Origin of the sequence: Parabacteroides caeci (assembly GCF_023656795.1) — a bacterium.
Classification (GTDB): domain Bacteria; phylum Bacteroidota; class Bacteroidia; order Bacteroidales; family Tannerellaceae; genus Parabacteroides; species Parabacteroides segnis.
Window position 1 is genome coordinate 78,970 of the sequence record NZ_JAMOKT010000004.1, and the last position, 12,385, is coordinate 91,354.

A 12,385-nucleotide genomic window follows, 5' to 3' on the forward strand; every position below is an offset into this window, starting at 1 on the left:
AAACTACGCGTTTAGGATAGGTAGCTATGTTGTATCTATCCTTGAATAAGTATTCCGTGAGGAAGAAAGAGTAGTTTTAATACTAAAGTAATAAAATAAAGTTCTTCTGTTAGTATCCCTGTGAGGGGAGAAAACAGACACAAGACAAGCCCCGTTGGTTTTAAGCCGGCGGGGCTTCGTGTTAAATAATAATAAATAGTTTGAATTCACATGTTGTAGAACAGAAACAAACGGGAACTATTATGTAACTTTGCACCGTTTTTAGCGCAGATTATGCAGAAAAACAGATGTAACTCGTTGGTTATACGGAAATAATGCGTATCTTTGCAGCCTGAAATAGAAAAAAAGAGATAAATAAAATTATAACACATTCAAAGTTTAAAAAAGAAAAGAAATGCCTACAATTCAGCAATTAGTTAGAAAAGGAAGGGAAACTTTGGTGGTAAAAGGTAAATCACCTGCATTGGATGCTTGTCCTCAGAGACGTGGCGTTTGTGTACGTGTTTATACTACAACCCCGAAAAAGCCTAACTCTGCAATGCGTAAAGTAGCGAGAGTTCGTTTGACAAATGGTAAAGAAGTAAACTCTTACATTCCGGGAGAAGGACACAACTTGCAGGAGCACTCAATCGTATTAGTACGTGGTGGTCGTGTGAAGGACCTTCCTGGTGTACGTTATCACATTGTACGTGGTACCTTGGATACAGCTGGCGTTAATGGTCGTACTCAGCGTCGTTCTAAATACGGTGCAAAACGTCCAAAAGCGGGTGCTGCTCCAGCAAAAGGAAAGAAGTAAAAATCACCCTTTCAAACTGAGAATTTAAATTTAAGTATTAAAGCTGGTTTGAGTTATTTGGATAGGCTACAAGGTTGAGTAAATGGTTCAGCGGAACCGTTGAAGACAAAATTAAAAGGCAACCAAAGACAAAAACGAAATTTTTGAAAACAAAATGAGAAAAGCAAAACCAAAGAAAAGACAGATCCTCCCGGATCCTGTTTTCGGTGATGTAAAGGTTACGAGATTCGTAAACCATTTAATGTATGATGGCAAGAAAAATACTGCCTTCGAAATTTTCTATTCCGCTCTGGAAAACGTTAAGGCTAAATTGCCTAACGAAGAAAAGTCTGCTCTCGAAATTTGGAAAGCTGCACTCGATAATATTACCCCTCAAGTCGAAGTGAAGTCACGCCGTGTTGGTGGTGCTACTTTCCAGGTACCTACTGAAATTCGCCCCGATCGTAAAGAATCAATTTCTATGAAGAACCTTATTATCTTCTCACGCAAGAGAGGTGGTAAGACTATGTCTGATAAGTTGTCTGCAGAGATTGTAGATGCTTACAACAACCAGGGTGGCGCATTCAAAAGAAAAGAAGATATGCACCGTATGGCTGAAGCTAACCGTGCATTCGCACACTTCAGATTTTAATTTAGCAAATTTAGGAGAATAAAAGAAAGATGGCAACAAAAGCTGACGAACAATTAAAATATACCAGAAACATCGGTATCATGGCGCACATCGATGCGGGAAAGACTACGACTTCTGAGCGTATTCTTTTCTACACAGGTCTGACTCACAAAATTGGTGAGGTTCACGATGGTGCTGCAACAATGGACTGGATGGAGCAGGAACAGGAACGTGGTATTACTATCACTTCTGCTGCGACTACTACTTTCTGGAATTACGCTAATGACAAATATAAAATCAACTTGATTGACACCCCGGGGCACGTGGACTTTACTGTTGAAGTAGAGCGTTCACTGCGTATTCTGGATGGTGCCGTTGCTGCATTCTGTGCGGTTGGTGGTGTTGAACCCCAGTCAGAAACAGTTTGGCGTCAGGCTGACAAATATAATGTACCCAGAATTGGTTATGTAAATAAAATGGACCGTTCCGGCGCAAACTTCTTTGAAGTAGTTCGTCAGGTGAAGGATGTATTGGGTGCTAATCCTTGTCCTATTCAGATACCTATCGGTGCAGAAGAAACTTTCAAAGGTGTAGTCGACCTGGTAACAATGAAGGCTATCTTTTGGCACGACGAAACTATGGGGGCAGAATATTCTGTTGAAGAAATTCCGGCAGACCTGAAGGATGAAGCTGAAGAATGGAGAGATAAAATGTTGGAAGTTCTGGCTGAGTGCGACGATGCTTTGATGGAAAAATACTTTGATGATCCTGCAACTATTACAGAAGATGAAATCAGAGTAGCTATCCGTAAAGGTACTATCGCTATGCAGATCAATCCGATGATCTGTGGTTCTTCTTTCAAGAACAAAGGGGTTCAAACTTTATTGAACGCTGTTTGTGCTTACCTGCCTAGCCCTGCAGATGCAGAAGCTATCGAAGGTACAGACCCACGTGATCCTGATACTGTAGTTGTACGTAAACCGTTGTTCGAAGAGCCGTTGACTGCATTGGCATTTAAGATTGCAACCGACCCGTATGTAGGCCGCTTGTGTTTCTTCCGTGTATATTCAGGTTCTTTATTGGCTGGTTCTTATGTATACAATACTCGTTCAGGTAAGAAAGAACGTATTTCTCGTCTGTTCCAGATGCATTCAAACAAGCAGAACCCGATGGAAGCTATCGGTTGTGGTGATATCGGTGCTGGTGTTGGTTTCAAAGATATCCGTACTGGTGATACTCTTTGTGACGAAGCACATCCGATTACACTGGAATCTATGGAATTCCCGGATCCGGTTATCGGTATCGCAGTAGAGCCTAAAACTCAGAAAGACCTGGATAAACTGGGTATGGGATTGGCTAAGCTGGCTGAAGAAGATCCTACATTCCGTGTTCAGACTAACGAAGAAACAGGTCAGACTGTAATTAGCGGTATGGGTGAGCTTCACTTGGATATCATTGTTGACCGTTTGCGTCGTGAATTCAAGGTAGAATGTAATCAGGGTAAACCTCAGGTTACTTATAAAGAAGCTATCACTAAATCAGTTGAACTTCGTGAAGTTTATAAGAAACAGTCTGGTGGTCGTGGTAAGTTTGCTGATATCATCGTTCGTATTGAACCGGCTGACGAAAGCTTTGAAGGAACACTTCAGTTCATTGATGAAGTAAAGGGTGGTAACATTCCTAAGGAATTTATCCCTTCAGTACAGAAAGGTTTCGAAAAGGCTATGAAAAATGGTATCCTTGCCGGTTATCCGTTAGATAAGCTGAAGGTTACATTGATCGATGGTTCATTCCACCCGGTTGACTCTGACCAGTTGTCATTCGAAATCTGTGCTATCCAGGCATTCAAGAGTGCATCAGAAAAGGCAGGTCCTGCTTTGATGGAACCGATCATGCAGATGGAAGTTGTTACTCCTGAAGAAAGCATGGGTGATGTTATCGGTGACTTGAACAAACGTCGTGGACAGGTAGAAGGTATGGAAACAAGCCGTACTGGTGCACGTGTTGTAAAAGCTAAAGTGCCTTTGGCAGAAACATTCGGTTATGTTACTGCACTGCGTACTATCACTTCAGGTCGTGCAACATCTTCAATGCAGTTCTCTCACTATGCTCAGGTATCCTCTTCTATTGCTAAGCAGGTACTGACAGAAGTACAGGGTCGTGCTGATTTGATCAAATAATTTAGAAACATATATAACAATATGAGCCAAAAGATCAGAATTAAATTAAAGTCTTACGATTATTCTCTGGTGGACAAGTCTGCCGAGAAGATCGTGAAGACGGTAAAGGCTACAGGTGCTGTTGTTAGCGGACCGATTCCTCTGCCTACACACAAGCGTATCTTTACTGTGAACCGCTCTACTTTCGTTAATAAGAAATCTCGTGAGCAGTTCGAACTGTCATCTTACAAAAGATTGATAGACATTTACAGCTCAACTGCAAAAACAGTTGACGCCTTGATGAAGCTGGAATTACCCAGTGGTGTTGAAGTAGAAATTAAAGTGTGAGTTATTTAAAAATTAAGTGAAATGCCAGGATTATTAGGAAAAAAAATCGGAATGACATCCGTTTTCAGTGCCGAGGGAAAAAATCTTCCATGCACTGTTATCGAAGTGGGTCCTTGTGTTGTTACACAGATTAAGACTTTGGAAAAAGATGGCTATGAAGCTGTACAGTTGGGTTTCGAAGACAAAAAAGAGAAACATACAACTCAGCCAGAAATGGGCCACTTCAAGAAAGCCGGTGTAACTCCCAAGAGATACTTGGCCGAGTTCAAGAATTTTGAAACTGCATACAATCTGGGTGATGTGATCACTGTGGATTATCTGGAAAATGCAGGTTTCGTTGATGTAGTTGGTACATCAAAGGGTAAAGGTTTCCAGGGTGTAGTAAAACGTCATGGTTTCGGTGGTGTAGGTCAGACTACTCACGGTCAGCATAACCGTTTGCGTGCTCCCGGTGGTATCGGTGCTTGTTCATACCCTGCAAAGGTATTCAAGGGCATGCGTATGGCCGGACAGATGGGTAATGAACGTGTAACAGTTCAGAACCTGGAAGTGATCAAGGTAATGCCGGAACATAATCTTTTATTGGTTAAAGGATCTGTTCCAGGAGCAAAAGGTTCAATCGTATTAATTGAAAAGTAATGGAACTGAGCGTATTTAATATTAAAGGTGAAGATACCGGAAGAAAGGTAACTTTAAACGATGCTATCTTCGGCATTGAACCCAATGATCATGCCATTTACCTGGATGTAAAGCAGTATTTGGCAAACCAGCGTCAGGGTACTCATAAATCGAAAGAAAGAAGTGAGATCTCTGGTAGTACACGCAAACTGATCCGTCAGAAAGGTGGTGGTGGAGCTCGTCGTGGTGATATCAACTCTCCTGTATTGGTTGGTGGTGCTCGCGTTTTCGGTCCGAAACCGAGAGATTATGAGTTCAAATTGAACAAGAAGGTAAAGGGTCTGGCTCGTAAGTCTGCATTGACTTATAAAGCTAAAAACAATGCAATTGTAGTTGTAGAAGATTTCGCTCTGGAAGCTCCGAAAACTAAAGAATTTGTAACAATTGCTAAAAACCTGAAAGTGGCTGATAAAAAGTTACTTATGGTTTTACCGGAGAAAAATAATTTTGTATATTTGTCGGCTCGTAATTTAGAAAAGACAAATGTTATAACAGCCTCTGAATTAAACACATACAAAGTGCTTGATGCAGCTAATTTGGTTTTGACTGAAAGTTCTGTTGCTGTTATAGAAAAACTTTTTAATGCATAAGGAGTAAGGAAATGGGAATTATTATTAAACCTATAGTAACAGAGAAGCAAACAGCGATTACTGAAAAAATGGCTAATCGCTATGGTTTTCGTGTTTCTCCTGATGCCAACAAGTTGGAGATCAAAAAAGCTGTACAGGATATGTATAATGTAACTGTAGTTGATGTTAACACCATCAACTACTCCGGCAAGCGGAAAAGCCGTTATACAAAATCAGGTATTATCAATGGTAAACAGGCAGCTTTTAAGAAGGCAATCGTAACGTTGAAAGAAGGAGAAACAATTGATTTCTTTAGTAATATCTAAAAAAAGAAATGGGAATACGTAAATTAAAGCCCACAACACCGGGGCAGAGACACAAAGTTATTGGTGCATTTGATAAAATCACTGCAAGTACACCAGAGAAGTCTCTTGTGGTAGGTAAGAGCAGTACTGGTGGTCGTAACAACACAGGTAAGATGACAATGCGTTATCTTGGTGGCGGTCACAAACAAAAGTACAGAATTATCGATTTCAAGAGAAATAAAGATGGCATTCCTGCAACAGTAAAGTCTATCGAGTACGATCCAAACCGTACTTCTCGTATCGCTTTATTGTATTATGCTGACGGAGCAAAGAGCTATATTATCGCTCCGAACGGCTTGGAAGTTGGCCAGACAGTGGTTTCAGGTAGCGATGCCGCTCCTGAGGTAGGTAATACTTTGCCTATGGCAAATATTCCCGTTGGTACTATTATTCATAATATTGAGCTTCGTCCCGGACAGGGTGCCAAAATGGTACGTTCTGCTGGTGCTTTTGCTCAGTTGACTTCTAAAGAAGGTGCTTATGCAATTATTAAGATGCCTTCTGGCGAAACCAGAAAGATTCTTGCTGCATGTAAGGCTACAATTGGTAGTGTAGGTAATTCAGACCATGGTCTTGAAAAATCAGGTAAAGCCGGTCGCTCTAGATGGTTAGGTCGTCGTCCTCACAACCGTGGTGTTGTTATGAACCCGGTTGATCACCCAATGGGTGGTGGTGAAGGTCGTGCTTCCGGAGGTCATCCAAGATCTCGTACAGGCTTGTATGCTAAGGGCTTGAAGACAAGAGCTCCGAAGAAGCATTCTTCAAAGTATATTATTGAAAGAAGAAAGAAATAATCTGATTAATTAAGTAAACTATGAGTCGTTCACTAAAAAAAGGCCCGTATATTAACGTAAAGCTGGAAAAGAAAGTCTTGGCTATGAATGAGTCAGGAAAGAAAGCCGTAGTTAAGACATGGGCAAGAGCTTCAATGATTTCGCCTGACTTTGTAGGCCATACTATTGCAGTTCATAATGGAAATAAATTTATTCCTGTTTTTGTAACCGAAAATATGGTAGGTCACAAGTTGGGAGAATTTTCACCAACTCGTACGTTCCGTGGTCACGCCGGTAACAAGAAAAAATAATTATCGGTAGTAACAGGAATTCAGGAATCTGAAAATAAAAAGAATCAATAAAAATGGGTGCTAGAAAAAGAATATCAGCTGAAGCAAGAAAAGAAGCCCAAAAGACCATGTACTTCGCAAAGTTGCGTAACGTACCTACTTCTCCGCGTAAGATGCGTCTCGTTGTAGACATGATCCGTGGTATGGAAGTATTCCGTGCACTTGGTGTTTTGAAGTTTTCTAACAAGGAAGCTGCAGCAAGAGTAGAAAAATTGCTTCGTTCAGCAATTGCTAATTGGGAGCAGAAAAATGAACGTAAAGCAGAAACTGGTGAGTTGTTTGTTTCTTCAATCAGCGTAGATTGCGCTACAACATTGAAGAGAATGCGTCCGGCTCCCCAGGGTAGAGGATACAGAGTTCGTAAACGTTCGAACCATGTAACCTTGTTTGTTGATACACTTAGTAAAAACGATAGTCAAAATTAATTGTAGATGGGACAAAAAGTTAATCCGGTTAGTAATCGTTTAGGAATCATCCGTGGTTGGGATTCCAATTGGTATGGCGGCAAAAATTACGGAGATACTTTGCTGGAAGATAGCAAAATCCGTAAATACTTGAATGCTCGTCTTGCTAAAGCTAGTGTATCTCGTATCGTTATTGAACGTACGCTTAAGTTGATCACAATAACAGTTTGCACATCACGTCCGGGCATCATCATCGGTAAAGGTGGTCAGGAAGTTGATAAATTGAAAGAAGAGTTGAAAAAAATTACCGACAAAGAAGTTCAGATCAACATCTTTGAGGTAAAAAGACCCGAATTAGACGCAGTCATTGTTGCAAACAATATTGCTCGTCAACTTGAAGGAAAAATTGCTTACCGTCGTGCTATTAAGATGGCTATCGCCTCTACCATGAGAATGGGTGCAGAAGGTATTAAAGTGCAAGTATCTGGTCGTTTGAACGGTGCTGAAATGGCTCGTTCTGAAATGTACAAAGAAGGAAGAACTCCGTTACACACTCTGAGAGCAGATATCGATTACGCTTTGGCTGAAGCGTTGACGAAAGTTGGCTTGCTGGGTATCAAGGTATGGATCTGCCGTGGTGAAGTTTATGGTAAGAGAGATCTTGCTCCTTCATTCACTGCCTCTAAAGATTCAGGCCGCAGAAATGACAATGCCGGTGGCAACAGAGGAGATAAGAACTTCAAGAGAAAAAAAGCTAATCGTTAAACGTTAGAATTAAGAAGAGATGTTACAACCAAAGAAAACCAAGTTCAGAAGACAGCAGAAAGGTCGCATGAAGGGTGAAGCTCAACGTGGCAACCAGCTGGCATTCGGTTCGTTCGGTATAAAAGCGTTAGAGAATAAATGGATTACCGGTCGCCAGATTGAAGCTGCCCGTATCGCGGTAACTCGTTATATGCAACGTCAGGGTCAGGTTTGGGTTCGGATTTTCCCGGATAAACCTATTACAAAGAAACCGGCCGAAGTACGTATGGGTAAAGGTAAAGGTAACCCGGAAGGCTTTGTTGCGCCTGTTACTCCAGGTCGTCTGATTTTCGAAATTGAAGGTGTTCCCTTTGATATTGCGAAAGAAGCTTTGCGCTTAGCAGCACAGAAGCTTCCGGTAACAACGAAATTTGTTGTGAGACGTGATTATGATATGGCTAATCAAAATGCGTAATTGTTATGAAGATTGCAGAAATTAGAGAATTAAGCACAAAAGAATTGCTTGAAAGAGTAGATGCTGAGGTTGCTGCCTACGATCAGAAGGTTATTAACCACACTATCTCTCCGACAGACAACCCTGCACAGATTAAACAACAACGCAGGATGATTGCGCGCATGAGAACAGAATTGCGCCAGAGAGAACTTAACAACAAATAATTGAGCCTGATGGAAACTAGAAATTTAAGAAAAGAAAGAACGGGCGTGGTTACTAGCAACAAGATGGATAAAAGCATCACTGTTGCTATTAAATGGAAAGAAAAACACCCCATTTATGGTAAGTTCGTTAACAAAACGAAGAAATATCATGCTCACGACGAAAAGAATGAGTGCAATATCGGTGATACCGTAAAAATTATGGAAACTCGTCCTTTGAGCAAAACAAAGAGATGGAGATTAGTTCAAATAATCGAAAGAGCTAAGTAACATGATACAACAAGAATCAAGACTAGTAGTAGCAGATAACAGTGGCGCAAAAGAATGTTTATGTATCCGTGTATTAGGCGGAACCAGAAAACGTTACGCTTCTGTTGGGGATGTAATTGTAGTAGCAATTAAGAGTGTAATCCCGTCAAGTGATGTGAAGAAGGGTGCTGTTTCTAAGGCTATCATTGTTCGCACTAAAAAGGAAATCCGTCGCCCGGATGGTTCATACATCCGTTTCGATGATAACGCTTGCGTATTGTTGAATGCCGGTGGTGATATTCGTGGAAGCCGTATCTTCGGTCCGGTTGCCAGAGAACTTCGTGCAACAAATATGAAAATTGTTTCACTTGCACCTGAAGTACTTTAATTCGTAAAATTTAAGGTAATGAGTAAATTACATATCAAAAAAGGCGATATAGTTTTTGTTAATGCCGGCGAAGACAAAGGTAAAACAGGTCGTGTTTTACAGGTGCTCGTAGACGAGAACCGTGCTATTGTTGAAGGCGTTAATATGGTATCAAAGCATACCAAGCCTAATGCAAAGAATCCGCAAGGAGGAATTGAAAAGAAGGAAGCTCCTATTCATATTTCAAACCTGAACGTGGTTGACCCGAAATCAGGTAAACCGACACGTATCGGACGTAAAGAAAATGCTGAAGGAGCTTTAGTTCGTTATTCTAAAAAATCTGGGGAGGAAATTAAGTAATGAGCAATACTGCCAGTCTTAAAAAAGAATATCAGGACAGAATTGTTCCTGCTTTGACAAAAGAGTTCGGATATAAATCAGTAATGCAGGTACCCGTATTAAAGAAGATTGTAATCAATCAAGGTTTGGGTATGGCTGCTGCCGACAAGAAGATCATCGATATCGCAATCAGCGAATTGTCTACAATTACTGGTCAAAAGGCCGTTGCGACAGTATCTAAAAAGGATATCTCAAACTTTAAGTTGCGTAAAAAAATGCCTATCGGCGTGATGGTAACATTGCGTCGTGAGCAGATGTACGAATTTTTGGAAAGATTAGTTCGTATCGCTCTTCCGCGTATTCGTGACTTTAAAGGTATTGAAAGTAAGTTAGATGGTAGAGGTAATTATACCTTGGGTATTCAGGAACAAATTATTTTTCCTGAAATAAATATCGATAATATTACTAAAATATTAGGAATGAATATTACCTTTGTGACCTCTGCGAAAACAGATGAAGAAGGGTATGCTCTGTTGAGAGAATTTGGGTTGCCTTTTAAAAATGCAAAAAAAGACTAAGTTATGGCTAAGGAATCAATGAAAGCCCGCGAGGTTAAAAGAGCAAAACTAGTAGCTAAATACGCCGCTAAAAGAGCTGAACTGAAAGCTGCTGGTGACTACGAAGCTTTGCAGGCTTTACCTAAAAATGCTTCTCCTGTACGTTTGCACAACCGTTGCAAAATTACAGGTCGTCCGAAAGGGTATGTACGCCAGTTCGGCATTTCACGTATTCAATTCCGTGAAATGGCATCCAATGGTTTAATCCCGGGTGTAAAGAAAGCAAGTTGGTAAGTTTTTTTATTTAAATATTGTCCGGGTGGCCGGATCAATTTAATTCATTAATATATGACAGATCCTATTGCAGATTATTTGACAAGATTGCGTAATGCAATTAAAGCGAAGCACAGAGTTGTTGAAGTGCCGGCGTCAAATTTAAAGAAAGAGATCACTAAGATCCTTTTCGAAAAGGGCTACATTCTTAATTTTAAGTTTGTAGAAGAAGGTCCTCAGGGAACAATTAAGATTGCCTTGAAGTATGACCTGGTAAACAAAGTGAATGCAATCAAGAAACTTGAGAGAGTTTCTACTCCAGGTTTGCGTAAGTACACTGGTTACAAAGAAATGCCGAGAGTATTGAATGGTTTAGGTATTGCCGTTCTTTCGACTTCTAAGGGTGTGATGACAGACAAAGAAGCCCGCGATCTGAAGATCGGTGGTGAAGTATTATGTTATGTTTATTAATTAGGAGGAAAGAAGAATGTCAAGAATAGGAAAATTACCAATTCATGTGCCGGCCGGTGTAACGGTTACGATTAAGGATAGCGTGGTGACTGTAAAAGGTCCTAAGGGCGAAATGACTCAGGCTGTTAATCCTGATATTAATGTAACTCTGGAAGATGGAGTTATTCATTTAACAAGACCGACAGATGATAAGAACCATCGTGCATTACATGGTTTGTATCGTTCTCTGATCAACAATATGGTGATCGGTGTATCTGAAGGATACAAAAAAGAACTGGAACTGGTCGGTGTTGGTTACCGTGTAGCTAACACAGGACAGCTGTTGGATCTTTCTTTAGGTTATACTCACAATATCTATTTGCAGTTACCTAAAGAGGTGAAGGTTGAAACGAAGACTGAGAGAAATAAGAATCCTCTTATTATCCTTGAATCAGCTGATAAACAATTATTAGGTCAGATTTGTGCTAAGATTCGTTCATTCAGAATGCCGGAGCCGTATAAAGGTAAAGGTATTAAGTTTGTGGGTGAGGAAATTCGCAGAAAGTCTGGTAAATCAGCAGGTAAGTAATCTACGTAAACTGAAATTATCATGACAACGAAGGAAGAAAGAAGATTAAAAATAAAACGAGGAATACGTGGAAAAGTTGCAGGAACACCTGAACGTCCGCGCCTTACTGTGTTTAGAAGCAATAAGCAGATCTATGCACAGGTTATAGATGATACTACAGGTAAGACATTGGCTGCTGCTTCATCTTTGAAATTAGATGTAAAGGCTCCAAAGAAGGAAATCGCTGCCAAAGTTGGTGAATTGATCGCTAAAGGCGCTCAGGAAGCAGGTATTCAGGCTGTTGTTTTCGACCGTAATGGTTACCTGTATCACGGAAGAATTAAAGAATTAGCAGATGCTGCACGTAACGGCGGCCTTAAATTTTAATGAAGATGGCAGGAGTTAATAATAGAGTTAAATCGACCAACGACTTAGAGTTGAAGGACAGATTAGTTGCAATCAACCGCGTAACTAAAGTAACGAAAGGTGGACGTACTTTTAGTTTTGCTGCTATTGTCGTAGTAGGAAACGAAGACGGTATCATCGGTTGGGGCTTAGGTAAAGCTGGTGAAGTAACGACAGCTATCGCTAAAGGTGTAGAAGCTGCTAAAAAGAATTTGATCAAGGTTCCTGTTCATAAAGGTACTATCCCTCACGAACAGCTTGCTAAATTCGGTGGTGCACAGGTGCTGATCAAACCGGCATCTCATGGTACTGGTGTAAAAGCAGGTGGTGCTATGCGTGCTGTATTGGAGAGTGTTGGTATTACTGACGTTTTAGCTAAATCAAAAGGATCATCAAACCCTCACAACTTGGTAAAAGCTACTATTGCTGCGCTGGGTGAATTGAGAAGTCCGTTTATTGTAGCTCAGAACAGAGGTGTATCTGTAGAAAAAGTGTTTAGAGGTTAATTAGGGAGGAAAAATTATGGCGACTATTAAAATTAAACAAGTTAAGAGTAGAATTAAGTGCCCGAAAGACCAAAAAAGAACACTTGATGCACTGGGCCTGACAAAGTTGAACCGTGTAGTAGAGCATGAAGCTACTCCGGCTATCTTAGGCATGGTTGAGAAAGTGAAACATTTGGTTTCAGTAGAAAAGTAATAATTGG

At 40.6% G+C, this 12,385-nt stretch carries 23 protein-coding genes; all 23 read left to right on the forward strand.

Annotated features, from left to right (window positions below):
- Positions 1-394: 394 nt before the first annotated feature.
- The 23 genes from rpsL (at position 395) to rpmD (ending at position 12,378) form a co-directional block, all read left to right on the forward strand.
- Positions 395-796 (forward strand): 30S ribosomal protein S12, encoded by a 402-nt coding sequence (gene rpsL, locus NBH15_RS03110; RefSeq protein ID WP_009859549.1) that lies wholly within the window; start codon positions 395-397, stop codon positions 794-796.
- 154 nt (positions 797-950) lie between these two features.
- The gene (gene rpsG, locus NBH15_RS03115; protein WP_009859548.1) at positions 951-1,427 is read left to right on the forward strand and encodes a 30S ribosomal protein S7; all 477 of its coding nucleotides are present in this window, start codon (positions 951-953) and stop codon (positions 1,425-1,427) included.
- A gap of 29 nt (positions 1,428-1,456) precedes the next feature.
- The gene (fusA, locus tag NBH15_RS03120; RefSeq protein WP_128133251.1) at positions 1,457-3,586 is read left to right on the forward strand and encodes an elongation factor G; all 2,130 of its coding nucleotides are present in this window, start codon (positions 1,457-1,459) and stop codon (positions 3,584-3,586) included.
- Between the two features lie 21 nt (positions 3,587-3,607).
- On the forward strand, positions 3,608-3,913 hold the full coding sequence (gene rpsJ, locus NBH15_RS03125) for a 30S ribosomal protein S10 (protein ID WP_005634728.1): 306 nt from the start codon (positions 3,608-3,610) through the stop codon (positions 3,911-3,913).
- 21 nt (positions 3,914-3,934) lie between these two features.
- Entirely contained in the window at positions 3,935-4,552 is a 618-nt protein-coding gene (rplC, locus tag NBH15_RS03130; protein ID WP_009859546.1) for a 50S ribosomal protein L3, read from the forward strand.
- Positions 4,552-5,181 carry a 50S ribosomal protein L4 gene (rplD, locus tag NBH15_RS03135; RefSeq protein ID WP_128133250.1) on the forward strand — a complete coding sequence of 210 codons (630 nt, stop codon included), beginning with the start codon at positions 4,552-4,554 and terminating at the stop codon, positions 5,179-5,181. Before rplC ends, rplD begins: the two co-directional genes overlap by 1 nt.
- A gap of 11 nt (positions 5,182-5,192) precedes the next feature.
- Positions 5,193-5,486: a 50S ribosomal protein L23 gene (rplW, locus tag NBH15_RS03140; RefSeq protein WP_128133249.1), complete on the forward strand. Its 294-nt coding sequence runs from the start codon at positions 5,193-5,195 to the stop codon at positions 5,484-5,486.
- Positions 5,487-5,494: 8 nt separating this feature from the next.
- Positions 5,495-6,319, forward strand: a complete 825-nt coding sequence (gene rplB, locus NBH15_RS03145) for a 50S ribosomal protein L2 (RefSeq protein WP_009859543.1) — start codon at positions 5,495-5,497, stop codon at positions 6,317-6,319.
- 20 nt (positions 6,320-6,339) lie between these two features.
- A complete protein-coding gene (rpsS, locus tag NBH15_RS03150) occupies positions 6,340-6,609 on the forward strand; it encodes a 30S ribosomal protein S19 (protein ID WP_005634738.1) in 270 nt (89 codons plus the stop codon).
- A gap of 53 nt (positions 6,610-6,662) precedes the next feature.
- On the forward strand, positions 6,663-7,073 hold the full coding sequence (gene rplV / locus NBH15_RS03155) for a 50S ribosomal protein L22 (RefSeq protein ID WP_046146310.1): 411 nt from the start codon (positions 6,663-6,665) through the stop codon (positions 7,071-7,073).
- A gap of 6 nt (positions 7,074-7,079) precedes the next feature.
- The gene (gene rpsC, locus NBH15_RS03160; protein ID WP_009859541.1) at positions 7,080-7,817 is read left to right on the forward strand and encodes a 30S ribosomal protein S3; all 738 of its coding nucleotides are present in this window, start codon (positions 7,080-7,082) and stop codon (positions 7,815-7,817) included.
- A gap of 19 nt (positions 7,818-7,836) precedes the next feature.
- Positions 7,837-8,271 carry a 50S ribosomal protein L16 gene (gene rplP, locus NBH15_RS03165; RefSeq protein ID WP_005634742.1) on the forward strand — a complete coding sequence of 145 codons (435 nt, stop codon included), beginning with the start codon at positions 7,837-7,839 and terminating at the stop codon, positions 8,269-8,271.
- Positions 8,272-8,276: 5 nt separating this feature from the next.
- The gene (gene rpmC, locus NBH15_RS03170) at positions 8,277-8,474 is read left to right on the forward strand and encodes a 50S ribosomal protein L29 (protein WP_009859540.1); all 198 of its coding nucleotides are present in this window, start codon (positions 8,277-8,279) and stop codon (positions 8,472-8,474) included.
- Positions 8,475-8,483: 9 nt separating this feature from the next.
- Positions 8,484-8,741, forward strand: a complete 258-nt coding sequence (rpsQ, locus tag NBH15_RS03175; protein WP_009859539.1) for a 30S ribosomal protein S17 — start codon at positions 8,484-8,486, stop codon at positions 8,739-8,741.
- Position 8,742: 1 nt separating this feature from the next.
- The gene (rplN, locus tag NBH15_RS03180) at positions 8,743-9,108 is read left to right on the forward strand and encodes a 50S ribosomal protein L14 (protein WP_010800553.1); all 366 of its coding nucleotides are present in this window, start codon (positions 8,743-8,745) and stop codon (positions 9,106-9,108) included.
- 18 nt (positions 9,109-9,126) lie between these two features.
- Positions 9,127-9,447, forward strand: coding sequence for a 50S ribosomal protein L24 (rplX, locus tag NBH15_RS03185; RefSeq protein WP_009859538.1), 321 nt, complete (start codon positions 9,127-9,129; stop codon positions 9,445-9,447).
- Positions 9,447-10,004, forward strand: coding sequence for a 50S ribosomal protein L5 (gene rplE, locus NBH15_RS03190; protein ID WP_046146312.1), 558 nt, complete (start codon positions 9,447-9,449; stop codon positions 10,002-10,004). The genes rplX and rplE overlap by 1 nt, the downstream gene beginning before the upstream one ends.
- 3 nt (positions 10,005-10,007) lie before the next feature.
- Entirely contained in the window at positions 10,008-10,277 is a 270-nt protein-coding gene (gene rpsN / locus NBH15_RS03195; RefSeq protein ID WP_009859536.1) for a 30S ribosomal protein S14, read from the forward strand.
- A 54-nt stretch (positions 10,278-10,331) separates the two neighbouring features.
- Entirely contained in the window at positions 10,332-10,727 is a 396-nt protein-coding gene (gene rpsH / locus NBH15_RS03200; protein WP_009859535.1) for a 30S ribosomal protein S8, read from the forward strand.
- Positions 10,728-10,743: 16 nt separating this feature from the next.
- Positions 10,744-11,295 (forward strand): 50S ribosomal protein L6, encoded by a 552-nt coding sequence (rplF, locus tag NBH15_RS03205; protein ID WP_128133248.1) that lies wholly within the window; start codon positions 10,744-10,746, stop codon positions 11,293-11,295.
- Between the two features lie 21 nt (positions 11,296-11,316).
- Positions 11,317-11,661, forward strand: a complete 345-nt coding sequence (gene rplR, locus NBH15_RS03210) for a 50S ribosomal protein L18 (RefSeq protein ID WP_009859533.1) — start codon at positions 11,317-11,319, stop codon at positions 11,659-11,661.
- 5 nt (positions 11,662-11,666) lie between these two features.
- Positions 11,667-12,185 (forward strand): 30S ribosomal protein S5, encoded by a 519-nt coding sequence (rpsE, locus tag NBH15_RS03215; RefSeq protein ID WP_128133247.1) that lies wholly within the window; start codon positions 11,667-11,669, stop codon positions 12,183-12,185.
- Between the two features lie 16 nt (positions 12,186-12,201).
- A complete protein-coding gene (gene rpmD / locus NBH15_RS03220; protein WP_009859531.1) occupies positions 12,202-12,378 on the forward strand; it encodes a 50S ribosomal protein L30 in 177 nt (58 codons plus the stop codon).
- Positions 12,379-12,385 lie beyond the last annotated feature (7 nt).